Origin of the sequence: Myroides sp. LoEW2-1 (assembly GCF_009767705.1) — a bacterium.
Taxonomy (GTDB): Bacteria; Bacteroidota; Bacteroidia; order Flavobacteriales; family Flavobacteriaceae; genus Flavobacterium; species Flavobacterium album_A.
This window is the reverse complement of sequence record NZ_WSPP01000273.1, coordinates 1-26,032: the sequence shown is the minus strand read 5'-3', so window position 1 is coordinate 26,032 and position 26,032 is coordinate 1. Positions and strand designations below refer to the sequence as shown.

Below are 26,032 nucleotides of genomic sequence, written 5' to 3'. Positions count from 1 at the left end.
CGAATGAAGAATTATTATTGTAATTTTCTGGTCTTCGTTACTTTTTTTATGAGTTCTTTATTGGTGTATAGTCAGGAAAAGACTTGGACGCTTGAGGAATGTATAGATTATGCTATAAAGAATAATATACAAGTGAAGCAGTATGAATTAGAGAAGGAAGCTGCTTACTTGAGAAGGCAATTGGCTTTGGGGGATTTTTTACCCGCATTAGATGTTTCCGGACAACATCGATGGACAATTGCAGATCAACCTGATTTAATCACCAATAACCTTAGCTCTCAGACACTTCAATCAACTTCATTGGGGCTGAATGTAAACGTGGATATTTACAAGGGGTTAGCTAATCATCATAAAATGGTTAAGGCTAGGATAGATTTTTTAGCTTCTGAGTATAAATCTCAACAGATGAAAGAGAATATAGCCTTACAAGTTATTAATTCTTATTTGCAAATTATTTTCAATAAAGAATTGGTCAAGACAAATTCAAATCAACTTGAATACGATTTTAGTCAAGAGGAGCGTACAAAAGATTTGGTAGATGCTGGTGTTGTGCCTGCTGGAGATCTATTAGAAGCAAAGGCGACAGTAGCAACTTCAACACAGAGGTTAATTTTGTCAGAGAATGAATTGGTGATGGCTAAGCTTAGTTTAGCACAGCTTTTGCAATTGGAATCTTATTCAACTTTTGAGGTAAGTGATAGTAATTACGAAGTTGAGAACGATGAGATATTAGCTTATACTCCAGATGAAATAATTGAAAGGGCGTTTGATGCTTTAATGAATATAAAAATTGCAGAAGCCAATTTGGATATTGCTGATAGAAATGTGAAAATTGCAAGATCCGCCTATCATCCTACAATTGCTGGTTTTTATAATTTTAATTCAAGTGCGACTTATGCTGATAGAGTAATAGGACAAAGAGCAACAGGAGAATCAACACCTATAGGATTTGTAAATCAAACAAATCAGGCCGTTTCAAGTCCCAAATATCAATCTGTGATTGGCGGACCTGAAGCTTTTTTTGATCAACTGTCTAATAATAAAAATTCTGTATTCGGTGTTTCTATCAGTATACCTGTTTTTAATGGATTTAAAGTCAGAAATAACCTTCGATTAAGTAGATTAGCAAAAGAGCAAGTAGAAAATGAAAAAGAGGTGGCTATTTTGGAATTAGAACAACAAGTTTTTCGAGCTTATACTGATACTAAGAATGCATTAAAGAATTATGAGGCGAGTGTATTGACACTTGAATCACGTGAGAAGTCACTTGAGTATGCCAAAGAAAGATATTCAGTAGGTCTAATTAATATTTTTGAATTAAATCAAAATCAAACTTTGTTTGTTACGGCTCAGTCCAATATGTTAAAGTCAAAGTATGACTATATTTTTAAAACCAGAATATTAGAGTATTATTTTGGCATTCCACTATTTTCAAATTAAGAGTTTATGAAAAAGAAGTACTTATTAATTATTATCGCAGTAGTAGCCTTAGTTATAATTGGCTTCGCTTCAGGAGTATTTGGACAGAAGGAAAGTGAAAGTATTGTAACCACTATAGAGCTTGATAAAACAGATATTGTAGAAACAGTTTCTGGTACAGGAAAGATCCAGCCAGAAATTGAGATTAAACTTTCTTCAGAAGTATCGGGAGAAATCATAAATTTGCCCGTTAAAGAAGGGCAAGTTGTCAAGAAAGGTGATTTACTTGTTGAGATTAACCCTGATTTATATGAATCTATTGTAGATAGAAATAAGGCTATATTGGCTACCAGCGTGGCGGGTTTATCACAAGCTGAAGCTCAGTTAACTGAAGCTCAAGCAAGTTATAATCGCTATAAAACACTTTATAAGAAAGGGGTGATTTCAGGTTCTGAATGGGATAAGGTTGTGTCAACTTATGAAGTAGCTAAAGCAACACAAAATTCAGCTTTTTACAATGTGGAAAGTGCAAAAGCTGCTGTGACTGAAGCACAGAGAAATCTTTTGCGAACAAGTATTTATTCACCTACTTATGGTACGATATCGCGCATAGATGTAGAATTAGGTGAACGAGTTTTGGGAACCCAACAAATGGCTGGTACAGAACTAATGCGTGTGGCAAATTTAAGCAGAATGGAAGTTGAAGTTAATATTAATGAAAATGATATCGTCAAGATAAAGGAGGGAGATGAAACAAGAATTAATGTTGATGCGTATTTGAAGAAAGAGTTTAGGGGAATTGTAACGAGTATCTCTAATTCTGCATCAAATCAAACTTTATCAGCAGATCAAGTCACTACTTTCAAAGTGAAGATTCAGATTTTGGAGGAGTCTTATAAGGATCTGATAGATTCGAGAATTGAAAATTATTCCCCTTTTAGACCTGGAATGACTGCTGCTGTTGATATTATTACCAATGTTAAAAACGGTATTTATGGTGTTCCTATCAGTGCTGTTATAATGCGTAGCCCAACAGATACTGTGAGGAACGCAGAAACCAGTAAAAAGGTTTATGATAAGGAATTAATGAAAGAAGCGGTATTTGTAAATCAGAAGGGAGTTGCAAAACTTAGATTTGTAAAAACAGGCATTCAAGATGATAAAAATATAGAGATTGTAGCAGGGCTTGAGAAAGGGGATGAAGTTATCACTGGACCCTATTCTTTGGTAAGCCGTACGTTACAACATGGAGATAAGATTAAAGTTGAGTAGAATGATTACAATTTTAAATATTGAAACTGCAACTAAGAATTGTTCAGTTTCTTTATCAGTTGATGGAAAAATAGAAAAGTTAGTTGAAATTGCGGAAGAAAACTTTTCACATGCAGAGAAACTTCACGTTTTTATTGAAGGAGTATTAAAGCAATGCAATAAGAGTTTGAAGGACCTTGCAGCAATTGCGATTAGTCAAGGGCCAGGTTCTTATACGGGCTTGCGAATAGGTGTTTCATCCGTAAAGGGCCTTTGTTATGGGTTGAGTATTCCGATGATTGCCATTGATACCTTAGAGGTTTTAGCGAGAAGTGTAGTAAAAGAATCGGGAGTTATTGTCCCTATGATTGATGCAAGGAGAATGGAAGTCTTTTCTTGTGTATTCGATAAAGAGTACAATCAATTAACCCCTATTGAGGCGGTAGTAGTAGATGAAAATTCTTTTGAGAGCCTGTATCAGTACGACAAAGTGTATTTTATAGGAGATGGAGCTTCGAAGTGCAAATCCGTTTTAACGAAAGATAACTTCGTGTTTTTAGATGATATAATTTACCCTTCAGCAAGAGAAATGGTAGAGGTTAGTTATCAAAAGTATGTAAATAAAGATTTTGTTGATGTAGCCTACTTTGAACCTTTCTATTTGAAAGATTTTGTAATGGCAACAAAAAAAAATAAGTGATGCTTATAAAGCATCACTTATTTTTTTTGATTCAAGTAAGATATAAGAAAATACCTGGTTGTAATTATCGTGTTCAACCCAAGCTTGTACTGTATAAGTAATCTTAGTATCTAGTAGCTCTTTAATTAGTATTCTCGGTTTAGGTTGATTGAGTATTGAGTCATTCTGCTCTAATTTTGCTTGTAGTAATGACATAAATTCAACGGTATTCTTTACTAAAGAAGTTTGCACAGGAACTTCTAATCTTCTCAAATTATTTTGAGATATATTCTTAATTTTCCCATTAGATAAAACTCCATTGGGTATGTACACAATGTTGTTTTGGTAAGTTTGGATTTGCGTAGAGAAAATATGGATTGTCAATACCTTTCCTGTTTCCCCTTGAGCTTCAATTATGTCGCCAATTCTAAAAGGCTTGAACAGAATAATGAGTACACCTCCTGCAAAGTTGCTTAAAGATCCTTGTAAGCTCAATCCAATAGCCAAACTCATAGCACCTACAATAGCTACAAAAGAACTTGTCTGTATACCAAGTTTGGAAGCTATGATTACAAACAAAAGAATGCGCAAACTCCAAATGAGAACATCAATTAAAAAACTGGCAAAGGTTGGGTCAATTCTTTTTTCGAGAAATAATTTATTTGCAATTTTTTTTAGTGATTTAATTGCAAACATACCTATTGCAAGTATAATAAGAGAGGTGACAACTTCTGGTACAAAAACAAATATTTTCTCTATATAGGTACTCAGTAAAGTATCAAGTTTATCCATGACTATAATGTGTATTTATCTAAGAAACGATTATCTTCTTCTGGAGCTAAACACGTTAACCCTGTACAAAAATAATATAAAGAATGTGCTTTTTGATTATTGCCTTTGTTTAAATAGGGAATAGTAGTGGTTGAATTAATTGGAAATATAAAGGTTTTCGCAATTGGCTTTTGATTTAATTGTTTGGTTAAGTCTAAAGCTTGTTCAGAAACAATAGTGAGTTCTTGTGGGTTTTCAATATACAAGTTAGAAAGCAACCAATGAGAATAGGCTGAAGGATAGTCAATCTGTGATAGCATTACTTGATTCATTCTCTTTGCAATTGTAGTATAGTGCATGTTTTCAAATAAAACACCAAGTTTTAGTAGGTTCATACACATGATTGCATTAGATGAAGGAATGACATTGTCTTCAGTTTCAAAAATAGGTGTAATAAATTCCTGTCTTTCATTATTCAAGAAGAAAAAGCCATTTGCTTGATCATAGAAAGTATCTAAGCAATAGTCTAAACTGTTCTTTGCTATGCGTAAATATTCTTGGTTAGCCGTATTCTCGAATAAATTAAGGCAAGCTTGAATGAAAAATGCATAATCATCTACATAGGCTTCAATTGACTTTTGACCATTAATAGAGGAATGGTATAGTCGTTCTGTTTCTTGATTAATTAAATTGCTTTGAATATAATTGAAAATGCCAATTGCTTCAGTTAAGTATGAATCCTCATTCAACGCTGTATAACAGTCTAATAACCCCACGATATACATCGCGTTCCAAGCAATAAGAATTTTGTTATCAATACGAGGTAGTTCTCTTTTGTTTCTTGCTGATAATAAGTCTGATTCCCATTTCGTTTTTAGGGCTTGTATTTCGTCAAGAGAAAGCTTGAACTCATTTGCTATATCTGATAAGTGCTGAGTTTGGATGAAGACATAATTGTTGTTTTCCCAATAGCCAAAATTATTAATATTGTAAATAGTAGAAAATACATCGAAGCGTTCAGTGATAATTGTTTGCAATTCTTCTTTAGTCCAAACATAGTACGCTCCCTCTTGTAGCTTTCCTTCTTGGTCAAGGCTATCTGCATCGTAGGCAGAATAATACCCTCCTTGGCTATCTCTCCAATTGTTTTCTATGAAAGATATCGTTTTCTGTATTGTTTCTTTGTATAATACATTATGAGTTCTCTTATAGGCATCTGCATAAACTTGTAATAATTGTGCATTGTCATAAAGCATTTTTTCAAAGTGTGGGATATGCCATTTATAATCAACAGAGTATCTCGAAAAACCACCCTCCACAACATCGAATATTCCACCCCAAGCTATTTTAGTTAAGGTTAAGTCGATATAGTCAATTAGATCCTTGTCTTGTTTTAGTATTCCATATTTTTGAAGAAAAAGTAAGTTTGTTGGCATCATGAACTTAGGAGCTCGATTATACCCTCCAAATTCTAAGTCAAAACTCTTTTTCCAATTGTGTAGTAAACCATCGAAATTAAATCTTGATTGATTATCAAAGGTGGGGGCAGAGCTCAAAAGAGAAATTCCCGTATGCAACTGTTCAGCATATTCCAATACTGTTTGAGGTTTGTCTCTGTAGAGATCATTTAATTGTAAAAGTGAATCAGACCATTTTTCTTTTGTGAAGTATGTACCTCCCCAAATAGGTCTTCCATCAGGCAAACAAACCACATTCAGTGGCCATCCTCCTTGTTGCGTCATCAATTGCACAGCTTTCATATAAAAAGCATCAATGTCAGGCAATTCTTCTCTATCAATTTTTATGGAAATATAGTGATCATTCATGATGGTAGCAACATCTTCATTCTCAAAACTCTCGTGCTCCATGACATGACACCAGTGACAGGTAGAATACCCAATACTTATTATAACGAGTTTATTTTCATCTTTAGCCTTTTGTAGGCTATCGTGATTGTAAGGTAGCCAATAAACGGGATTAGTAGCATGTTGTAGTAAGTATGGGCTTGATTCAAGGTAGAGTTTGTTCATTTTTATATTGTATTGATTAAGTAAAATTAAGGTTATTATTTAGAATTGAGCATAATGATTTTCTCACGTGACAATATCCTATATGAGAAAAGTAATCTTTTTAAGAGCATATATGAGTTGATTACCTTCTTATTCTTGTTTTTAAAGGCGTTAGTATGTTTGAAATCAATATAAAATATAAGTAATTGTTTCAATTTTACAATAAATCATAACATTGACTTAACATAGGTTTTCAGATTTATATAAACCTTTGCGACTCACTATAATTAAATATTAAGATTAATGGAACAGATTTTTATTGTAATGCTTATTGCTTTAGCAGTTTTAGCTATTATTGATATTACTGTAGGGGTTAGTAACGATGCTGTGAATTTTTTGAACTCAGCTATTGGTTCTAAAGCTGTTACTTTTAAAACGATTATGATAGTAGCTTCCTTAGGTATTTTAGTAGGAGCACTATTTTCAAGTGGGATGATGGAGATAGCCCGTAGTGGAATCTTTGTACCCAAGATGTTTTCTTTTAATGATGTCATGATCATCTTCCTCGCCGTAATGATTACGGATGTTTTGTTATTGGATGTCTTTAACTCATTAGGTCTTCCTACTTCTACAACAGTTTCGATTGTTTTTGAATTATTAGGAGCTGCGGTGTGTTTAGGTGTAATTAAGATCGTAAACAGCGGAGATGGATGGGATACACTTCCTGAGTATATTAATACGGCAAAGGCTACCGAAATTGTCGTAGGTATTCTAATGTCTGTAATACTTTCTTTTACCATAGGTACAATTGTACAGTATTTTTCTCGTTTAGTTTTTACTTTTGATATTGACAAGAAGTTAAAGACGTATGGAGGAATATTTGGTGGTATTGCAATTACTGCGATTACTTTCTTTATTTTAATTAAGGGATTAAAAGGGGCAAGTTTCTTAACAAAAGAAACAAGCACTTGGATTAACGAGAATCAGATGACAATTGTTTTAGTTAGTTTTGTCGTTTGGACTTTTATTTCTCAATTACTTGTAAGTGTATTCAAAGTACATATACTTAGAGTGATTATCGTTATTGGAACTTTTGCTTTAGCCTTAGCATTCGCGGGTAATGACTTAGTAAACTTTATCGGTGTGCCTATTGCAGCATTTCAATCATTTGGCTTTTTCCAGGCATCAGGGCAAGCTCCTGAATCATTTATGATGGGAGTTTTAGCAGAAGAAAGTGTAGTTGCTCCATTCTACTTTTTGTTAATTGCAGGTGCAATTATGGTTATAACACTTTGGACATCTAAAAAAGCTAAAGCTGTGATTGAAACAGAGATGAACTTGGCAAGACAAGATACAGGTACATCTGAAGAAAAGTTTGATTCTAATATATTGTCTAGAACAATTGTTAGAGGAACTGTTTTGATAGGAGCAGCTATTGACTATGTGCTTCCAAAATCACTTCAATTAAAGTTAGATAAGCGATTTGAAAAGCCTTCAGTTATAGTTAAGCGAGCAGCAAAGGATGAGCCTGCATTTGATATGGTTCGTGCTTCTGTGAATTTGATGGTTGCGAGTATATTGATTTCTATAGGTACTTCTATGAAGTTACCACTTTCAACAACGTATGTTACTTTTATGGTTGCGATGGGTACATCTTTTGCCGATAGAGCTTGGGATAGAGATTCGGCAGTGTATAGAGTAGCTGGAGTATTTAATGTAATTGGTGGATGGTTTGTAACGGCTATTGTAGCTTTTATTGCAGCATTTATTACAGCGTATATTTTGCGTATAGGAGAGATATATGCTTTAGTAGGAATGTTAATTTTAGTTGGTATTTTACTTTATAGAAGTAATAAAATTCACCAGAAAAAAGAGAAAGAAAAAGAGTTGCAAAACTCTCAATTGAATAGAGTAGATATCGTAAATATTCAAGGTGTTGCATCAGAGAGTTCTACTCAAATTGCAAATGTATTAACTCGTGTAAATGAACTTTATACAACTGTTATTGATTCAATCGCTCTACAAGATATTACTGAATTAAAGAAGAGTAAAAAGAAATTAAAGAAATTAGAGAAGGAAGTAGATAATCTGAGAGGTAATGTTTACTTCTTTATTAAGAACTTAGATGATACTTCGGTTGGAGCAAGTAAGTTTTACGTAGTGACTTTAGGTTATTTACAAGAAATGATAAAAGCAGTTAGCTTTATTGCACAAAATAGCTACACACACGTAGATAATAATCACAAGAAATTGAAGTTTAATCAGATTAGAGATTTAAAACTGATTGATCAAAAATTACAGGTATTATTTGACAAAATAATTGTGCTATTCACTGAAGAGAGATTTTCTGAAATTGAAGATATACTTAATGACAAAGAAGAGTTAATCTCGTCAGTAGATAAGTTAATTCAAAAACAAATCATTCGTATTCGTACAACGGAAACAAGTGCTAAAAACAGTAAATTGTATTTTTCGATTTTATTTGAATCAGATGATTTAATTAAAGCTACGATTGGATTATTAGAATTGTTTAAGAATTTTGATGTGGATGTTAAGAGGAAATCATTCATTAGAATGAGTTAATCTTTATATTAATTAAAGTGAAAGGGAGGTTGTTTAAACAACCTCTTTTTTTTATGTATAATCCTGTCTCCACAATAGTCAAATACTATAAAGCAGTTCTACTTGATCTTTCTTTCATTAGTTCTAAAACCATACTATGGTAAGTTTAATTTGCTAAATCAGATTTATTTAGTGTAATTCCTTTTTGTTTATATGTCTATTGCCTAATCAGGGTTTAATTTTGAGGATAAAAAAAGGGATTATGTTTTACATAATCCCTTTCCATATTTATTTTACTTATCATTAACCATTATAAGCTTCCACTATAATAGCTTCGTCATTAAGCATATGTCTTAGCATTCCTTCAATTCCATTTTTAAGTGTAAAAGTAGAAGAAGGACAACCACTACAAGCACCTTGTAATACAACGTGTACTGTATTGGTTTCTTGATCGTATTTTTGAAAAGCAATATTACCTCCATCAGCTTGTACTGCAGGCTTAACATTCTCCTCTAAAATATTTACAATGCGCTGTGATTTTTCATCCAATGAATCAAAGTGTTTATCAGCTTCAGCTTCGAGTGCTTTAACATCATTTAAAAGAGCTTCTTCAACAGCTAAGTTGCCGTTTTCTAAGAACTCTTTTATGAATCCTCTTGTCGGATTGATGAACTCATTCCAATCATAAGCATCGAATTTAGAGATTGAAATATAATTCTCATCGATGAATACTTCTTTTACAAAAGATTGTTTAAATAATTCTTTTGCAAGCGGTGAAGATGTTGCTTCATCTATATTTTTATATTCAACGTGTTTTTTTGTTAATAATTTATTGGCAACGAACTTAATTACTGAAGGATTTGGTGTTGATTCAGCATATATTGTAATTGGTTGCTTTTTTATTTCTTTTTTAGATTCAATTAGTATTTTCTTACCTTTAGCAAGGAATAAGTCTATTTGATCAGCCACGGTTTCTTTCACATCATCCCATTCAACTATTGAAAATTTTTCAATAGCGATAAAATTATTTGAGATATAAACCGTTTTAACAAAAGGAAGATAGAATAATTCGCGTGCAAGAGGAGAATTTGCAGTCTCATCTATGTTCTTGAATTCGAAGTTTTCGCCCTTCGTAATGAAATCTGGTAAAACAAATTTTATAATTGTAGGGTTTGACGTATTTTGAATTTGTATTTTTGACATATTATTTTAGTTTTTTCAAAATTAACAAAGAATATTACTAAGTGTCACGAATATAGATTATTTAAACATATAATTAACAAATAAGTAAGCAGTAATAATTTTAATATAGCAGTAAAATGAGCAAAAGGTTCTGGCTTTTATTTTTTGTTCTTTCCGTTTTCATCACTACAGAGAGTGTACAAGGAAGAACAAATTCTATTGATTATGTAAGTAAAGAAAGTATTGCTACCCTTGCAGATGAGCAAGAGCAACCAAATCCTGAAGTTAAGTTTGGGAAACCATTTAATATAGAACAGTGCGTGCCTGGGTTAGATGCAAACAATAAGATTGTTTCTAATAAAATGGTTATCTATTTAGGTGAGGCACTAAAAGATAAAGCCACAGGTAGCGAAGTTGATGCTACTGGAAATGCTATAGTTCCTCGTGGGTACAAATATAGCTTTCACGAAACACGTGATTCTGCTGAGAGTGGAACAGGTGCTATTGCAAATGATAAATTAGAGATAGCGAATCCTGCAGCTCATGACAAGACATTGTATTTGCGTGTTTTTCCTGTAACAGGTGAAGGAGATGCTCATGTGGAAGAATTTATTTTGTCTATCAAAGATCAAGGATGTAATTTAGAACACCGTTTAGTAAAGTTACCTGATATGTACACTTGTGCTGTTGATGGTAAAGGAACTTTTGATCTTTCAAATGCAAGTAACGATTTGTATTATGGTCAAAAAGAGGTTGAGCTTTCTGTTAATGGTTCTAAATTAGTAGGTCCATTGAATAATTATGAAGCAGCTGATAAGACTGTTGTTACTGCTCAAATTAAATTATTTGGAACAAATGACGTTGCGTCGAGAACTTTTACACTTTTTGCTGAGTCTTTTGCATTGAATCCCAATGATGCAAGTTTAACTGCGAACCAAAGTAAAGAAGATAAGGATGGGAAGCGCTTTGGTATTTTTGATTTGAACTCGGCTAAGTCTCAAATCATTCCAGAGAACGATGAGGTTGACTTCTATTCTATAAGCTTTCACCTAACAGAATCTGATGCAAAAGGTGGAGTAAATTCTATACCAAAGCCCGAAGAATTTGAAGCTGCTGATGGCAGTGTTGTTTACACTCGTGTAGAAAGTAAATTAACGAGAAAAAACTGTGTTGTATCAGGTAAGAAAGTAACGCTTAAAGTAACGGAGAAACCTTATATACCTGCATTAGATAATGTGTCTTATTGTGATAACAATGTCACTTCTTTTCGTTTATCTCTAACAGAGCAAACTATTATTATTGCTGATGGAAGAACGATAGTAACAGAGGAAGAGGCTAACGAAGAAGGTTTTGATCCAACGGATAAATTTACTATAGACTTTTTTAATTCTAAAGAAGATGCAGAGAACAATCAGAATAAGATTGTAGGTGTTGAATTGGAAGTTAAAATTAATGAAGCAAGACAGATATGGACAAGAATTACAGATTTAACAACCCAAAGTTTTAACACTGCTTCTTTCTATGCTTCTATTGGATATAGTAAATTAAAAACGGAACACAGTACAGACAGAACAGCAAGATATTATCAGATTGATACGGGAACAACAAATTCGTATACCGTAGATCTTAGAAATAACGATAGTTTCTATATCGGTAAATTAAGAACAGATCAGTTTGGTCCAAGTTTAAATCCTGAAGGAGCAAAGTTGACAGTGTACTATTATAAGACAGAAGAAGATGCTAAGAACGATATTCGCATGGATGAGAGTTTAGTTCGCAACTACCCTATAGGTATGGGAGAAAAATCTGATCTTATTTATGCTCGAGTAGCAATGCAGAAAGAATTTGACTGTCCATTGGCTGAGAATTACAGTTCTTTTTATGCTAGTTTGGGAACTACGCCTGTGGTAGAGTATTATCCAGAGGATGCAACACTACAATTATGTGCTGATTCTCAAACAGGCACTATTACGCCTATTGTATTGGGTGTTACTTCAAAAGATTTAAAAGGAAGACCTTTGTCTTTAGTATGGATGAAAAAAGTGTATGACTCAAATAATAACGCTTCTTGGAAAACGCTTCAAGTTGGTGAGAAATTAACTTACGAGGCTGTAGAAGCAGGAGAGTATACTGTTAGTGTTAGTTTCAAGAACGAGCCTTATCCAAACACTGAATCTTGTACGGTTGGTAGATCGTGGATTATTAAGGATTTGATAGAGGTATTTGTTGAGAATGCTGATGCTACTGGTATGGTAAACTCATTGGATATTGATGAGTTTGGAAATGCTGATGTCGTGATCGGATCAAAAGGAGGACTTTCTGGAAATTATGAGTATGCAATTGATAGAGGAGGATTCCAAATGAACAACAGATTTATGAATGTGCCTATTGGCAATCATACAGCTTGGGTTCGCGATGTTGCTTCTGGTTGTATGGCTTTTGTAGATTTTTCTGTTTTTGGTTATCCAAAGTATTTTACTCCTAATGGAGATGGATATAATGATGTTTGGAATATTCCTGGTTTAAAAGGACACCCTGAAGCAAGGATTGCTATTTTTGATCGTTATGGAAAATTACTAAAACAAATGAGTGCTCAAGGTGAAGGTTGGGATGGTACATTTAATGGTAAACCTATGCCTTCAACAGATTATTGGTTTACAGTTGAATTTACAAATGATACTCCAGGCAAAGATGGAGATGGTCAAAAAGTTAGTTATAAAGGGCATTTCTCTTTAAAAAGATAATTTGTTATGAAGAAGATATTTAGAAAAAGTTACCTGGTTATTATATTATTAGTATCTCAATTAGGTTCTGCACAAGAAGGTATGTCAGTTTATTCAGAATATTTGGCTGATAACTATTATCTTTTACACCCTGCAATGGCAGGAATCAAAAATAGCCTACAGGTGAGAATGTCTACAAGACAACAATGGAGTGGAGTAGACGATGCTCCTAAATTAATGACATTGAATGCAAGTACTCGTCTTAATGATCAATCTGCTATTGGAGCTGTATTTTTTAATGATAAGAATGGTTATCATTCTCAAACAGGATTCAAGGGGACTTATGCTTACCATATTACTTTTAGTGAGTCGCGTTATGATTTACACCAATTATCTTTTGGTTTAAGTGCGGGGTTTGCGAGAACATCTTTAGATGAAAGTGAGTTTGGTGGTTTTGATCCTAATATTGATGGAACCTCAAGTATTAAAGACTCTTACTTTACAATGGATGTGGGAGCAGCTTATCACTATAAGAATTTCTTCTCAATGCTGACCGTGAAAAATGCCATTACGAGCAAGTCAAATCTGTATTCAGATGCAGAGAGTAATAATTTGCGCAAGTATTTATTAGGAGCAGGCTATGCTTTTGGAAATACGAAGTATGGAGAAGGTTGGATATACGAACCTTCTACCTTGATTCAATATACGGAGGAGTTAGAAGAGATAGCGATGGACATCAATATGAAAGTGTACAGACAATTTGAGTTTGGTCGTATTTGGGCTGGAGTTTCTTACCGTACGAATTTTAATGGGGCTGATTATGAAAAACAGGGACAAATCAAAACGCAAAGACTTCAGTATTTTACTCCATTAATTGGGGGAAATTATAAGAATCTATCTTTTTCATACGCTTACTCACAACCAACAGGCGATGTTAAGTTTACAAATAGTGGGTTTCACCAGTTTACAATTGGGATTAACTTATTTCCAAAAAGAGTTAGTTTAGATTGTAACTGTCCTACAGTGAAAGATTAAATAAAAAATCCCGATATTTATCGGGATTTTTTATTTGGTATAATTATGATTATAAAAGCTGTACGCGGAAAAGCTCCTCGCATTCCAGAGGATTGTTTTGTTGCTGAGAATGCTACTATTGTGGGAGATGTTACCTTTGGCACTCAGTGTAGTGTTTGGTTTAATGCGGTGATTCGCGGAGATGTTAACTCTATTACGATAGGGAACAAGGTCAACATACAAGATGGCGCGATTGTTCACTGTACTTTTCAAAAGCACCCAACGGTTATTGGCAACAATGTCTCTGTAGGACACAATGCCATGGTGCACGGTTGTGTTATACACGATAACGTATTGGTAGGTATGGGCGCAATAGTAATGGATAATTGCGTAGTCCATAGCAATACGATTATTGCTGCAGGAGCTGTTGTAACTCAGAATACGGTTGTGGAATCTGGTGCAATATACGCTGGTGTACCAGCAAAGAAAGTAAAAGATATTAGTGCGTCAGATTTCGCTGGTGAAGTAGAGCGCATTGCTAATAACTATGTTATGTATTCAAGTTGGTATAAGGAAGAAGAATAGGTATGTATAGTTGAGTCCAAAATCCGCGTTAGCCCAAATATTGTAAAGTAACTCTACATTATAGCTCTTTTAGTAGCTCTAATATCATACTATTGTATGCTTGTATCACTTGTTCAGACCTACTTTGTATAATTATCTTTCGTTTATTGTCTATCGCGTATTTTGGGTTGAGCTAAGTAAACTACTTGACTATTGTTCTTAGCTTTTAGAAATCTTTGTATTCGGCTATGTGCGGATCCGCTAAGAAAGACTGTAATATAGTTGGCTCGATATTAGTATAGAACTTACTATATCCATCTGTTGTTTTGTCAGTTAATAGATTATGCTGTTCAAGCACCTTCTGCGTGTGTTTAGCAACTGCTTTACCAGAATCTATGATCAATATATCTTCCCCTATTATATCTTGAATAAGAGGTTTTAAATAAGGATAATGTGTACATCCCAAAACCAAGGTATCCATTCCTTGCTCCACCATTGGATATAAGTACTCTTTTAATAACATTCTCATTTCCTCCGTATTCGTTTTCCCCGACTCAATTAGGTTAACGAGATTATAGCCTATTTGCTCTATTATTTTTATATTAGGGTATAGTTTTATTTTAGAAGCAAAGAAATCGCTTGTAATCGTCCCTTTCGTTGCTAAAATACCTATTGTAGATGTTTTTGTTAAAGAAGTGGCCGGCTTTATAGCTGGTTCAATGCCTATAATTGGAATAGTAAACATTGATCTAATTTCTGCAACTGCATTAGTGGTTGCAGTATTACAAGCCACAATGATCAACTTGCAATTTTGATTGATCAAGTATTCGACATTTTTTAAGGAAAGTTGAACTATTTCATCTTTGCTCTTTATTCCATAAGGAGCATTGAGTTGATCACCTATGAATATAGTATCTTCATATGGCATAAGTTGTTTTACTTCACGCCAAATTGTTGTTCCGCCAATTCCGGAATCAAATAAGCCTATTGGGTTATTCTTTTGCATATACAAAAATAAAAAAACCACTCTAAAAAAAGAGTGGTTTAATATAAGTTTTGAAAGGAATAAATTATTTAACTCCTAATTCTTTTTTAACGTCATCTAATAAACTTGGTCCATCAGCTACTAATAATCCTCCACCAACAGTTGCGTCCATTACGTAGTCAAATCCTTTAGCTTTAGCTACTTTTTTGATTGCAGCTTGTGCTTTCTCCATGATAGGTTGTAATAGTTGCATTCTCTTTTGCTCTAATTGTTGAGAAGCAGAATTTTGAAATTCTTGGATTTTTTGCTCCATCTCACCAACTTCTTTAGCTCTTTTTTCATTTTCAATTTCTCCTGCAGTTGCAGCTTCAGCTTGATATTTTTGAACTTTAGTTTGGTATTCAGTAATCAATGATTTGAAATTAGCTTCAAATCCTTCTCCCATTTTTTTCAATTCAGCATCTGCACTTTTCATTGCTGGTAATTCACTCATTAAAGCTTGAACGTCGATATGAGCTACTTTAGATTGAGCCATTACAGCAGTTGAACTTACTCCAAAAAACATTGCTGCTGCAATTAATAAAGATTTCATTTTTCTCATGTTACTCGATTTTTTTGATTTATTTTCTATAATTAATGTTCTTATTTTTTGGCTTCTTGTTTTTTATTTTCAATTTCTTGTTGAATTTGAAGCCTTTTTTCTTCTTGTTCTTTTATTCTTCGTTGTCTATTTTCTTCCTGCTGTTTTTTAATTTCTTCTATTTCAGCTTGGCGTTTTTTTCTCTGTTCTTCTTTTTTCTGTCTTGCTTCTTCTATTTTGCGCTCTTGTTCTAATCGTCTTTCCTCTCGGAGTTTTTGAATATCAACAGTTTCTTTCGATTTGCTGTTTTCTTGTGCAGCTTCTCTTCGACTTTGTTGTTCCATTTTGATTAGCTCATCTCGTTCTTCTTTTTGACGTTGAAGTTCAGCTTTTTGTTCTTCAATTTGTTTTTTGCGTTCTTCGAGAGCTTTTTCTTTAGCAATTTGAGCTTCTTCGCGTTGTTTCTCCATTTCGAGTTGCTTTTGTGCGATGATTGCTTTTTGTGCTTCAATGCGTTCAAGCTTTTCTTGTTGTTTTTGTTCAAGTTTAGCTTGTCTTTCTTTCTCTCTTTCTTCTTGTTGGCGACGAATAGCTTCTTTTCTTAAGAAGTTAGGATCGTTTTGTTCTTCCTGTTTTTTCTTTTTCTCCTCTTGTCTAAGTAGTCTGTCTGCCTCCGCTTTTCTTCGTTGTTGTTCTTCGCGTCTTGTTTGACGCAAAGCCATTTCGTCTTCGAGCTTTTCTTCTTTTTCGACTTCTTTGACTTGTTTTTTAGTCATATTTTGTTTGCGCCTTGCAGTAGCCATTCGCTTTAGGACTAAATCACTAATGTCGTGTCTTTTGGTAGCAAGTACCATTGTCGATTCCGTATTTTTGTCAAGAACGTAGTCAAATTTTCTCGCTTCAGTAATATCTTCAACTATGGCAAAAACTTGATCTTGAATTGGTTTAGATAACATTACTTTCTGTGTTATCAAATCTCCTTTAGTTCCAAATCTCTTTTGTTGGTACTCGTATAATTCTTGTTCAAGAATTGAGATTTCCTCCTCTTTTTCTTCAATTAATTCCCTTGTTAAAAGTATGCGTTCTGTCGCAAGATTATCTTTTAGCGTTTGTATTTCTGCCTGTTTTTTATCGGCTTCACTTTTCCACTGTGCTGCTCTTTCATCCAAGGCAGAAGTAGCATCTATATATTCTGGTGTTTGTCCCAAGATATACTCCATATCTATGTAAGCTATACGGGCACTTCCTCCCTGAGCAAAAATAGATATAGATGTAAATATACAAATTATAGAAGCTAATACAAGTCTCATGTCAATTCAATTTTATTTTGAACTACATTAAAATGATTGTCCAAGGATAAAGTGTGTTTGCCATCCACTTTTTTGTGTTTGTCCAGGTACTGGATCAAATCCATATCCGAAGTCGATTCCCAATAGACCAAACATCGGCATGAAAACGCGAACACCTAATCCAGCTGAACGTTTTAACTCAAATGGCTTATAATTTTTGAATGTATCATAAGAGTTACCTGCTTCAGCAAATGACAATACATATACCGATGCACTCGGTTTTAATGTAATTGGGTATCTTAATTCTAACGTGAATTTGTTGTAAATAGTACCTCCAATTTGTTCTCCTCTTTCATTTAATGGCGTAAGTGTTTGATTTTGGTAACCTCTTAATTGAATTACCTCTCTACCATCTAAAGAGAAGTTTGCCAATCCATCACCTCCAACGTAGAAACGCTCAAATGGAACAATTCCTCTATTGTCGTTATAAGCTCCCATATAACCAAATTCTCCTACAGTTCTCAATACTAACTTGTCGTAGACAGTTGTGTACCAATCTCCTTTGAATTTGATTTTATAATACTCTAACCAGTTAAAGCGTTTTTGGTCAACTTTACTTTGATCTGCAGCAGCATCTCTCCAGTCGTACACTGGTTGACCACTACTGTTGATATAAGTTCCTTCTGGCATAGGCATACCTGTTGAAGGGTCGATTGCTCCAGCTTTTGTTTTAAGTTTGTAGTCTTGTTGATCTTTCAACTTCGTATAGTCTACTTTATTGAATAGCGAATAAGGTGGAGTAAATTTACCACTAATGCTGAATAAAGAACCAAAAGTTGGGAAAATAGGGTCCATACCACGGTTATCACGTCTTAATTCAATTTGGTAAGACAAGTTTCGCGAAGAACCATCACCAAATGTAAATAACCCAGTGTTATAGTTATTCATATCATAGTATTGGAAACTCAAAGTATGAGATAATACAAAATAATCATCAGGTACATTTAGCTGTTTTGCAACCCCAAATGACAATGTTGTAATATTGAATCCTCTACTGCGGTCTGTACGACGGTTGTAGTAGTCATATAGGTTTTGTGTACTATAAGCTACAGTACCGAAGAAACTCACTGGTTTTCTTCCTCCAAACCAAGGCTCTGTAAAGCTCAAACTATAGGTTTGATAGTAGCTACTTCCTTGTAAACGCAAGGCAAGTGACTGACCATCTCCCATTGGGAATGGTTTATATGCTTCTTTCTTAAAGATATTTCTCAATGAGAAGTTATTAAACGAAAGACCTAAGGTTCCGATGAAACCTCCACCACCATATCCTCCTTGAAGCTCAACTTGACTTGATCCTTTTTCTGCAACAACCCAGTTTACATCAACTGTTCCTGCATTAGGATCTGCATTTTGAATATCTGGTACGATTGCTTGCGGGTCAAATATTTGTAATGAAGCCAGCTTACGGATCGTTTCCATCACTAAAGCTTTGCTCCAAGTTTCTCCTGGGCGAGTACGCAAATCACGTTGGATTACGTGATCATGAGTATTGTGGTTTCCTGACATTGTTATGTTGTTGAACTTAGCAATCGGACCTTCCATAATTCTCAATTCAAAATCAATAGTATCATTCGCTGTTTTTACTTCTACTGGAGTAATTTGAGAGAATAAATAACCGGTATTTTGATATAAGTTAGTTAAGTCATTCGCATCAGGATTTGTTTTATCAGCAACACGCTTATCTAATAAGACACCGTTGTACACATCTCCTTTATCGATACCTAATAAATTTCTTAAGTCAGAACTTTTATAAACAGTATTACCAAGGAATCGAATATCACCGAAGTAATATTTGTTCCCTTCTTCAACTTTAATGTCAATAGCAATTCTATTCGTCTTAGGGTCATAGTTTGTAGAATCCATAATCACACGTGCATCACGGTAACCACTTTCTTTATATTTATCTACTAATTTACCTAAGTCATCTTCATATTTAGCAGCGATGAATTTTGAAGGCTTAAATATTCGCAATGGGTTAAAAGGACTACGTTGTTTTGTGTCCTTCATTGCTTTTTTAAGCTTTTTGTCTGTTAATTTCTCATTCCCTTCAAAGTTGATAGCTGAGATACGAACTTTCTTTCCTTTATCTACACCAATAACAAGATCAACTCTTCTATTAGTAGAGTCTGTTGGTATTGTATTAAGGGTAACTTTCGTGTTGTAAAAACCATCCTTCTTGTATTTATTCAATAAGAAGTATTTTGTTGTAGACAAAAAGTTTTCATTAACAATTTTACCTTTCGTTAGTTTGGCTTCTTTAATAAGGGCTTCAGATTTCGACTTTTTATAGCCTTTAATCTTTACGCTATTCAAACGAGGTAACTCGTTTAAACTTAATTCCAAATTAATAGTATCATTTACGACAGATGTTTCATAAATGTTGATATCTGTAAAGAAACCTAAGTTCCATAGCTTTTTTAAAGCGTCAGATATTTCTTCTCCAGGTACTGTTATTTTTTGTCCTTTACTCAGTCCAGTAAAAGTTATAACTGTTTGTGGGTTATAATTGTATTTTCCAGTAACTTTTATATCTCCTAAAGTGTAATTTTTGGGAGCGTCGTAAGTAGGAATGTTTATACCGTCTTGTGCTTGTGCGTTTGCATATAGAAGTCCAGCAATAAACAGTGCAAAAAGAGAGGTTCCTTTTTGAAACATTATATTCGTTTTTTATTTAATTTGTTCACTAGTTTTTCCAAATCTTCTTTCTCTTTTTTGAAAAGTCAGAAGGGCTTTTGATAATTCTTCTTCAGAGAAGTCAGGCCATAGTACATCAGTAAAATACAATTCAGCATAAGCTATTTGCCAAAGTAAAAAATTACTGATTCTCTGCTCGCCACTCGTCCTAATTAGAAGGTCTACATCAGGTAAATCGTTCGTGTAAAGATGCTCATTTATAATTGTTTCATCTATATCAGCCTCCGAAATTAAGTTATTTTTAACTTTAAAAGAAATTTTTTTAATAGCCTCAACTAATTCTGCTCTTGAACCGTAACTCAAGGCTAAGGTCAAGGTCATTTTGTTATTTTCTCTTGTCTGGTCGATTACCTCTTTTAAATTTTTTTGTACTTTATCTGGAAGTAATTCCAAGTTGCCAATAGCATTTAGTGCTATACCATTACTCATGAAGGTAGGTAGTTCTTTTTTTAGAGACTTTACCAATATTTCCATTAATTTATCAACTTCAAATTTAGGTCTATTCCAATTTTCAGTTGAAAAAGCGTATAAGGTTAGGTTTTTTATTCCAAGTTCTGCACAAGCAGTAATAGTTGTTCGCACAGACTTTATGCCATTTTCATGCCCTATTGTTCTTAAAAAACCTTTTTGCTTTGCCCAACGCCCATTTCCATCCATGATGATTGCTAAATGCTGAGGTAGCTTGTTTACGTCAATTTGTTCTTTCCAATTCATCTATTTAATCTGCGCAATAACATGGGTTCTTTCCAAATGTATAACTTATCGATATACCGCTGTAAAAAAACCAATCGTTTCCATTTTTACCAAAACTATAATACTCTCTACGATCACCTTTAGGATGACTTCCATCCAGATTATCTGTATTTGTGTAATTAGCCAGTACTTCAGCTGTAATATTTAGCTGAGGTGTAGCTCTTATTTTAATACCTCCACCAAAAGGAATTGCAAACGAGTTTTTCTTCTTGCCTCTTACTAAATCTACCTTATCTAATCTAATGTCTTCTTCTATAGGTTGTTCAAAAGCCTTGTAATACAAGTCGTCATATCGAATACCTGAAACTCCTAAATAAAGAAAAGGGGTAAGAGCAAATTTTTCCTCGTGTAAATCAAATTCAAAAAAGTTGAATTCGATTCCTACTGATAGTTGCTGTATGTCATTTTTAAAACTATAACCCCTTTGCTTTCTATTTCCCATGTCCGACTTGGCATCGTTACCGCTGATCTTCGTCTGTAAAAAACTTACTCTATACGAATGTCTTGGGCTGCGATTCCATCTGTAATAGGCATGAAACGAAAAGTCTGTGGGATTTATAATTTGAGTAGAACCTACATCTCCTACATAATTGGCTCCTCCAATACCTACACCGACTTCGTGTATCTGTGCACTGGCAATGTTCGCAGTCAATAGCAATAATAAGGAAATTAAAAGTCTATTCATTTTGTTAAAATAAGCTACAAATATAGTAATATAGAGTTTTAATTAAACCTTTTTTGTGATATTATGCTTTAATTAAAACTGAACTATTCATTTGTAAACGTTCAATGTTGTAAAAAATTATACTCTAATTCCTTTTATCTTCTCCCCAAAGTAATTTATTGCGGAGTGTTTTAATAAAACTCTGTGAAGGGAATTCTACTAAATCCATTGTAAAAGGCGCTTTTGAGATGATTACTTCTGTTTCGTTGGTCACTGTTTTTGTCGTAGTATCAAGCGAAAGTAAAAACTTCTTCTCACGACTGCTTACTTTTAGCTTTATCTCTAAATTGTCTCTAATAACTAATGGTCTTACGTTTAGGTTGTGTGGCGCAAGAGGGGTAATAACAAAACAATTTGTTTCGGGTTCAATGATTGGCCCTCCACAGCTAAGTGAGTAACCTGTCGAGCCTGAAGGTGTCGCAATAATCAAACCGTCAGCCCAATAAGAGGCTAAAAACTCATCGTCTAAGTAGGTATCTACTGTAATCATCGAAGTGGTATTCTTTCTCGATACCGTAATTTCGTTTAAAGCATACTGGATTTCAAAATCGTTATTCTTTGGTGGGTTGCATCTAAAACTAACCAACGATCGCTTTGAAAGTTTGAAGTTATTCGTAAAGACATTAGGCAGCAATTCTTCTATGTCATCCTGTTGCACATTGGCCAAGAAACCAAGTCTCCCCGCATTTATCCCTACAACCGGAATATTTTTGTCTTTAATAAAGTTTGCGGCTCTCAGCATTGTACCATCTCCACCGATACTAATGAAAAAATTCACGTCGGTCGACAGTTCTGCATTTTTGCCAAACACATCATACTCTTTTGACAAAATATTATTGTGTTTTAGCAAATTGTAAAATTGTTCTTCAAATATGATTTCATGCTCATAATCTTGAAAAACTTTTAATAACCTTAGTATGATGTTTTGTACTATAGGTTTACTAGTTTGTCCATAAATTGCAAACTTCATTATATATTCATGTATTTATTAAAATAGTCAGATCGATCTCTTAGCTCATTGCGATACAAATCATCATTGTGGTTACTTTCAATTTCGTATCCATGTCTTCTAAAGTCATCCAATATCGCATTTGTATTGATATTGTTAGTCTTTATTAGGATGTTAGTATTGCTGTCATTGCTGTTCAGCAAAATTACGCCAAAAAGTTTAGCATTGTTACTTTCTACGATTTGACTTACTGCTGATAAGCTAAATGTATTCGTTGCTTTAGACACAACAATATGCTCTCCGTGTTCTTGTAAGAAAATGGAATCATTCCAAACGGCAGATAAAGGTTCTTTGCAAATAATGCCAAGTAACTGACCTTCTTCTGTTAGATAGGGAATGATATTTGCATCGTTTAGACTAAGCAAATTTAGTGCCTCAAAGATAGAAGGCGTAGGTTGGTCTGTTAAATAAAAGTGTTCTAAGTCATATAGCATTTCCCTAAGAGCAGTAGCTTCATCTGTGTTTTCAAGGTCCTCTGTCAAGAGGTTGCCTAAAAAGAAGTGATTTTCATCTACAATAGGAAGATGCGAATATCCTTTGTTTTCTAAATACAATAGACATTCACTTACCGTCGACGACGAAGTGAAGTAAGGGATAGCAGTTACTATTTCTCTTTGTAGTGAAAACATATAGGGTGACTTGAATTATTCAGTGCAAAATAATCAAATTTAATCAATAGGCGTAGATTATACTTTGTATTTTTGCGTTTTAATTTTATAAGTATGACTAAATTATCTGTAAATATTAATAAAATAGCGACTTTGCGTAATTCGCGTGGAGGCGATGTACCTAATTTATTACAAGTAGCTAAAGACGTTCAAAAGTTTGGAGCGGAAGGGGTGACTATTCACCCACGTCCCGATGAGCGACATATTAGATATCAGGATGCTCGCGATTTAGTGAATGTGGTTTATACTGAATTTAATATTGAAGGTAATCCTATGGATAACTTCATGAAGTTAGTTTTCGAGTGCAAGCCTACTCAAGTAACTTTAGTTCCCGATGCAGTTGACGCCCTTACCTCTAACGCAGGTTGGGATACTGTTAAGCATAAGAGTTTTTTACAGGATGTGATAGCTGAATGTAGATTACAAGGAATCCGTACTTCTATTTTTGTCGATCCTGTATTAGAAATGATTGAAGGGGCAAAAGTAGTAGGAACAGATCGCATCGAGCTTTACACTGAAGAATTTGCTACGCAATATGGTCTGGGAAATGAAAAAGCGATTATTCCTTATACTAAAGCAGCAGAATTGGCAAGTGAATTAGGACTGGGGATAAATGCAGGTCATGACTTGAGTTTAGACAATATCGAGTTCTTTAAAAATAATATACCTAATTTGTTAGAAGTATCTATTGGACATGCCTTAATTTCTGAATCACTATATTTGGGATTGGAGAATGTAGTAAATATGTATATTAGAAAATTACAGTAATGACGGATATTTTATATTCAAATATTGAAGGAGAAGGTGGAATCCCTTTGTTAGTTATCCACGGATATTTTGGGACTTCTGATAATTGGAAGACATTTGGAAAGCAAATGGTTGAACAAGGATATGAAGTTCACCTATTGGATTTGCGCAATCACGGTAGAAGTTTTCACTCTGCGGATTGGTCTTATGACTATATGATAGAGGATATTACTCGTTATATGGATCATTATAATATGTGTGATGCAATTGTGTTAGGCCACTCAATGGGCGGTAAATTAGCGATGAAGTTTGCTATCAAGTACCCTTCCCGTGTTGAAAAATTGATTGTTGCAGATATTGCTCCCCGCGCTTATCCTCCGCATCATCAAGACATCATCGAAGCGTTGCAAGCAGTAGATTTTAGCGTTAAACCAAGTCGACAAGATGTCGATGCGATAATTTCAGAACGCATTAAAGATGTAGGTACTCGTATGTTTTTAATGAAAGGTTTGTATTGGAAAGAACCTGGGCAATTGGATTTTCGATTTAATTTGGATGTTTTCGCTGAGAAGCCTGAAGTGGTGGGTGAAGGATTAACAGGAGAAGGTGTCTATGAAGGTAAAACTCTTTTTATAAGAGGGGGAAACTCTAAGTATATTCAAGAAAGGGATTTCGAAGATATTCAGACGTATTTTCCACAAGCTGTTATCGAAACTATTCCTGGAGTGGGGCATTGGTTACATGCTGAGAATCCGGATATGTTTTACGAGATTGTAAGTAAGTTTTTACAGTAGTAAAAACTGTTCAGTATATAAGGAGGCTAATTCTATGCATAGAATTAGCCTCCTTTGCTTTTGTGAGGGTTTGTTGGACTAGCATGAAATAGAAAAACTGTACCATGATAGTCGTAGAATAAGGCTATATGTTTGCAGTGTACAAAAAGGTTCTGTGGCTGAGTGGTTAGGCCTGATTACGCAATAATCAGTAGATTGGTTCGAATCCAGTCAGAACCTCAATTCTCTGTGCGATTCATTGCGTATGGCACAAAGTGATCTTTAGGGATTTAGAAATGACTTCTGTTTTAGTTACTTCATAATTGATGTTTTTTCTAATGTGAATTAGGGGTACCAAGTATCGATTTGCCGTTTTGGCAAAGGGTTTAACATTTTTTAAAAGTTTGACAAAAATGAGAATACACAAAGAGGGAACGGGATCTATATCGCTTTCGGTATGCATATTTATAGCTGTTAATTCACTATTGTTCTTATGTCTACCCAGTAGTTGGTGGATATTGCAATACGCAATTCTTTTGATGACTTTGGTGGGCATGTCTTTAGTGGTTTACTTTTTTAGAATCCCTTCAAGGGTATTAGCAGAAGATGACAATTTGATTTTGGCTCCTTGTGATGGAAAGGTGGTCGTCATAGAAGAAGTAGAGCCAGACGAGTACTTTATGGAAAAGCGCTTGCAGATTTCTGTTTTTATGAGTGTATTGAATGTACATGTCAATAGAAATCCAATAACTGGTGAAGTTGTGTATAGTCAATATCACCCAGGAAAACACCTTGTGGCGTGGCATCCTAAATCTTCCCTTTTGAATGAAAGGCATACTGTTGTGTTAAAGCACAAGAATGGGCAGGAAGTTTTAGCCAAGCAAATTGCAGGTGCTTTAGCTAAGCGTATTGTTAACTATCTTCATGTGGGCGGAGTAGCTACACAAAGTGAAGAGTTAGGATTTATTAAGTTTGGTTCTCGAGTGGATCTCCTGTTGCCCATTGATACCGTAGTTAACGTCAAGTTAGGGGATTGTGTTCAAAGTGGCATCACCCCTTTGGCTAAGTGGAAATAATTAATCTGTTTGTTGGAATTTAAGTAGAACTGTTCTTTGGGATAGTTCTACTTTTTTTTTTGTGTGTATCGGATTCTCTTGTTATTTCTTTTTCTACTTTGGCACTTTTTGAGTCAGTGTTCAGGAAGTACAATTGCTTCGTACAAGTACTAAAGTATAAGTAATGTGTAGAAATGGCTTATAATCTTGCAATCGGATGAAGGAGAAGCAGGGGGTGATTATTGATAGGATGATAAACAATAACTGTACAGTTATATTAGGACGACAGGATCTAAATAGGGGGTGGTCGGCTTGTGGTCGGTATATGATCGCATAGTGGTCGCATACTTTCTGCAGAATAATATGCGACCACTATGCGATCAATATGTAATCATATTTGTATCAATGTATGGCACGTATGTCTCGTCCTAATATAGCTGTACAGTTATTGTTTATAATCCTGCTTTTAACTGTACATTTGGTTTTATAATCCTATTATAACTATACAGGTACTTGTTGTT

Annotated in this window: 21 protein-coding genes and 1 tRNA gene; 11 read left to right on the top strand and 11 right to left on the bottom strand. The window is 34.3% G+C overall.

What is annotated here, in order from left to right; genetic code table 11:
• Positions 1-3: 3 nt before the first annotated feature.
• The 3 genes from GOQ24_RS14135 to tsaB are packed head-to-tail and all read left to right on the top strand — an operon-like array spanning position 4 to position 3,370.
• Positions 4-1,440: a TolC family protein gene (locus GOQ24_RS14135; RefSeq protein WP_208103231.1), complete on the top strand. Its 1,437-nt coding sequence runs from the start codon at positions 4-6 to the stop codon at positions 1,438-1,440.
• Between the two features lie 6 nt (positions 1,441-1,446).
• Positions 1,447-2,691, top strand: a complete 1,245-nt coding sequence (locus GOQ24_RS14130; protein WP_160339990.1) for an efflux RND transporter periplasmic adaptor subunit — start codon at positions 1,447-1,449, stop codon at positions 2,689-2,691.
• A gap of 1 nt (position 2,692) precedes the next feature.
• Entirely contained in the window at positions 2,693-3,370 is a 678-nt protein-coding gene (gene tsaB / locus GOQ24_RS14125) for a tRNA (adenosine(37)-N6)-threonylcarbamoyltransferase complex dimerization subunit type 1 TsaB (protein ID WP_155090882.1), read from the top strand.
• Between the two features lie 3 nt (positions 3,371-3,373).
• On the opposite strand, the gene GOQ24_RS14120 is transcribed toward tsaB, so the two are convergent.
• Positions 3,374-4,141: a mechanosensitive ion channel family protein gene (locus tag GOQ24_RS14120; protein ID WP_155090881.1), complete on the bottom strand. Its 768-nt coding sequence runs from the start codon at positions 4,139-4,141 to the stop codon at positions 3,374-3,376.
• Between the two features lie 2 nt (positions 4,142-4,143).
• Positions 4,144-6,150 (bottom strand): thioredoxin domain-containing protein, encoded by a 2,007-nt coding sequence (locus GOQ24_RS14115; RefSeq protein WP_155090880.1) that lies wholly within the window; start codon positions 6,148-6,150, stop codon positions 4,144-4,146.
• A gap of 282 nt (positions 6,151-6,432) precedes the next feature.
• On the opposite strand from GOQ24_RS14115, the gene GOQ24_RS14110 reads away from it, so the two are divergent.
• The gene (locus GOQ24_RS14110; protein WP_160339989.1) at positions 6,433-8,712 is read left to right on the top strand and encodes an inorganic phosphate transporter; all 2,280 of its coding nucleotides are present in this window, start codon (positions 6,433-6,435) and stop codon (positions 8,710-8,712) included.
• A 282-nt stretch (positions 8,713-8,994) separates the two neighbouring features.
• Here the strand turns inward: GOQ24_RS14110 and GOQ24_RS14105 are convergent, their stop codons facing one another.
• Positions 8,995-9,894, bottom strand: a complete 900-nt coding sequence (locus tag GOQ24_RS14105; RefSeq protein WP_155090878.1) for a NifU family protein — start codon at positions 9,892-9,894, stop codon at positions 8,995-8,997.
• Positions 9,895-10,010: 116 nt separating this feature from the next.
• Between GOQ24_RS14105 and GOQ24_RS14100 the strand changes: the two genes are divergently transcribed.
• The 3 genes from GOQ24_RS14100 to GOQ24_RS14090 are packed head-to-tail and all read left to right on the top strand — an operon-like array spanning position 10,011 to position 14,195.
• Positions 10,011-12,617 (top strand): T9SS type B sorting domain-containing protein, encoded by a 2,607-nt coding sequence (locus GOQ24_RS14100; RefSeq protein WP_160339988.1) that lies wholly within the window; start codon positions 10,011-10,013, stop codon positions 12,615-12,617.
• Positions 12,618-12,623: 6 nt separating this feature from the next.
• Positions 12,624-13,631, top strand: coding sequence for a type IX secretion system membrane protein PorP/SprF (locus GOQ24_RS14095; protein WP_155090876.1), 1,008 nt, complete (start codon positions 12,624-12,626; stop codon positions 13,629-13,631).
• A 45-nt stretch (positions 13,632-13,676) separates the two neighbouring features.
• Positions 13,677-14,195, top strand: a complete 519-nt coding sequence (locus GOQ24_RS14090) for a gamma carbonic anhydrase family protein (protein ID WP_155090875.1) — start codon at positions 13,677-13,679, stop codon at positions 14,193-14,195.
• A 205-nt stretch (positions 14,196-14,400) separates the two neighbouring features.
• Here the strand turns inward: GOQ24_RS14090 and murI are convergent, their stop codons facing one another.
• The 8 genes from murI to GOQ24_RS14050 all read right to left on the bottom strand — a co-directional run bounded on the left by murI (position 14,401) and on the right by GOQ24_RS14050 (position 22,897).
• Entirely contained in the window at positions 14,401-15,180 is a 780-nt protein-coding gene (gene murI, locus GOQ24_RS14085) for a glutamate racemase (RefSeq protein WP_155090874.1), read from the bottom strand.
• A 64-nt stretch (positions 15,181-15,244) separates the two neighbouring features.
• Entirely contained in the window at positions 15,245-15,760 is a 516-nt protein-coding gene (locus GOQ24_RS14080; protein WP_155090873.1) for an OmpH family outer membrane protein, read from the bottom strand.
• A gap of 41 nt (positions 15,761-15,801) precedes the next feature.
• Entirely contained in the window at positions 15,802-17,049 is a 1,248-nt protein-coding gene (locus GOQ24_RS14075; RefSeq protein WP_155090872.1) for an OmpH family outer membrane protein, read from the bottom strand.
• A gap of 27 nt (positions 17,050-17,076) precedes the next feature.
• Positions 17,077-19,743, bottom strand: coding sequence for an outer membrane protein assembly factor BamA (gene bamA / locus GOQ24_RS14070; RefSeq protein WP_155090871.1), 2,667 nt, complete (start codon positions 19,741-19,743; stop codon positions 17,077-17,079).
• Between the two features lie 12 nt (positions 19,744-19,755).
• Complete coding sequence (locus GOQ24_RS14065) at positions 19,756-20,496, bottom strand: isoprenyl transferase (protein WP_155090870.1); 741 nt, start codon at positions 20,494-20,496, stop codon at positions 19,756-19,758.
• Positions 20,497-20,500: 4 nt separating this feature from the next.
• Positions 20,501-21,220 carry a DUF6089 family protein gene (locus tag GOQ24_RS14060; RefSeq protein WP_155090869.1) on the bottom strand — a complete coding sequence of 240 codons (720 nt, stop codon included), beginning with the start codon at positions 21,218-21,220 and terminating at the stop codon, positions 20,501-20,503.
• Between the two features lie 124 nt (positions 21,221-21,344).
• Positions 21,345-22,229: an NAD kinase gene (locus tag GOQ24_RS14055; protein WP_155090868.1), complete on the bottom strand. Its 885-nt coding sequence runs from the start codon at positions 22,227-22,229 to the stop codon at positions 21,345-21,347.
• Positions 22,229-22,897 carry a CBS domain-containing protein gene (locus GOQ24_RS14050; RefSeq protein ID WP_155090867.1) on the bottom strand — a complete coding sequence of 223 codons (669 nt, stop codon included), beginning with the start codon at positions 22,895-22,897 and terminating at the stop codon, positions 22,229-22,231. Before GOQ24_RS14050 ends, GOQ24_RS14055 begins: the two co-directional genes overlap by 1 nt.
• Before the next feature lie 93 nt (positions 22,898-22,990).
• Between GOQ24_RS14050 and GOQ24_RS14045 the strand changes: the two genes are divergently transcribed.
• From GOQ24_RS14045 to GOQ24_RS14030, 4 genes are all read left to right on the top strand, one after another.
• Entirely contained in the window at positions 22,991-23,704 is a 714-nt protein-coding gene (locus GOQ24_RS14045) for a pyridoxine 5'-phosphate synthase (RefSeq protein ID WP_160339987.1), read from the top strand.
• Positions 23,704-24,477 carry an alpha/beta fold hydrolase gene (locus GOQ24_RS14040; protein WP_160339986.1) on the top strand — a complete coding sequence of 258 codons (774 nt, stop codon included), beginning with the start codon at positions 23,704-23,706 and terminating at the stop codon, positions 24,475-24,477. Before GOQ24_RS14045 ends, GOQ24_RS14040 begins: the two co-directional genes overlap by 1 nt.
• Positions 24,478-24,625: 148 nt before the next feature.
• Positions 24,626-24,696 (top strand) — tRNA-OTHER (locus GOQ24_RS14035).
• Positions 24,697-24,869: 173 nt separating this feature from the next.
• Entirely contained in the window at positions 24,870-25,532 is a 663-nt protein-coding gene (locus GOQ24_RS14030) for a phosphatidylserine decarboxylase family protein (RefSeq protein ID WP_160339985.1), read from the top strand.
• The last annotated feature ends 500 nt before the right edge of the window (positions 25,533-26,032 follow it).

Coding starts and splice junctions, on each gene's coding strand:
- GOQ24_RS14135 (WP_208103231.1), top strand. CDS start 4: ATGAAGAATTATTATTGTAATTTTCTGGTCTTCGTTACTTTTTTTATG.
- GOQ24_RS14130 (WP_160339990.1), top strand. CDS start 1,447: ATGAAAAAGAAGTACTTATTAATTATTATCGCAGTAGTAGCCTTAGTT.
- tsaB (WP_155090882.1), top strand. CDS start 2,693: ATGATTACAATTTTAAATATTGAAACTGCAACTAAGAATTGTTCAGTT.
- GOQ24_RS14120 (WP_155090881.1), bottom strand. CDS start 4,141: ATGGATAAACTTGATACTTTACTGAGTACCTATATAGAGAAAATATTT.
- GOQ24_RS14115 (WP_155090880.1), bottom strand. CDS start 6,150: ATGAACAAACTCTACCTTGAATCAAGCCCATACTTACTACAACATGCT.
- GOQ24_RS14110 (WP_160339989.1), top strand. CDS start 6,433: ATGGAACAGATTTTTATTGTAATGCTTATTGCTTTAGCAGTTTTAGCT.
- GOQ24_RS14105 (WP_155090878.1), bottom strand. CDS start 9,894: ATGTCAAAAATACAAATTCAAAATACGTCAAACCCTACAATTATAAAA.
- GOQ24_RS14100 (WP_160339988.1), top strand. CDS start 10,011: ATGAGCAAAAGGTTCTGGCTTTTATTTTTTGTTCTTTCCGTTTTCATC.
- GOQ24_RS14095 (WP_155090876.1), top strand. CDS start 12,624: ATGAAGAAGATATTTAGAAAAAGTTACCTGGTTATTATATTATTAGTA.
- GOQ24_RS14090 (WP_155090875.1), top strand. CDS start 13,677: ATGATTATAAAAGCTGTACGCGGAAAAGCTCCTCGCATTCCAGAGGAT.
- murI (WP_155090874.1), bottom strand. CDS start 15,180: ATGCAAAAGAATAACCCAATAGGCTTATTTGATTCCGGAATTGGCGGA.
- GOQ24_RS14080 (WP_155090873.1), bottom strand. CDS start 15,760: ATGAGAAAAATGAAATCTTTATTAATTGCAGCAGCAATGTTTTTTGGA.
- GOQ24_RS14075 (WP_155090872.1), bottom strand. CDS start 17,049: ATGAGACTTGTATTAGCTTCTATAATTTGTATATTTACATCTATATCT.
- bamA (WP_155090871.1), bottom strand. CDS start 19,743: ATGTTTCAAAAAGGAACCTCTCTTTTTGCACTGTTTATTGCTGGACTT.
- GOQ24_RS14065 (WP_155090870.1), bottom strand. CDS start 20,496: ATGAATTGGAAAGAACAAATTGACGTAAACAAGCTACCTCAGCATTTA.
- GOQ24_RS14060 (WP_155090869.1), bottom strand. CDS start 21,220: ATGAATAGACTTTTAATTTCCTTATTATTGCTATTGACTGCGAACATT.
- GOQ24_RS14055 (WP_155090868.1), bottom strand. CDS start 22,229: ATGAAGTTTGCAATTTATGGACAAACTAGTAAACCTATAGTACAAAAC.
- GOQ24_RS14050 (WP_155090867.1), bottom strand. CDS start 22,897: ATGTTTTCACTACAAAGAGAAATAGTAACTGCTATCCCTTACTTCACT.
- GOQ24_RS14045 (WP_160339987.1), top strand. CDS start 22,991: ATGACTAAATTATCTGTAAATATTAATAAAATAGCGACTTTGCGTAAT.
- GOQ24_RS14040 (WP_160339986.1), top strand. CDS start 23,704: ATGACGGATATTTTATATTCAAATATTGAAGGAGAAGGTGGAATCCCT.
- GOQ24_RS14030 (WP_160339985.1), top strand. CDS start 24,870: ATGAGAATACACAAAGAGGGAACGGGATCTATATCGCTTTCGGTATGC.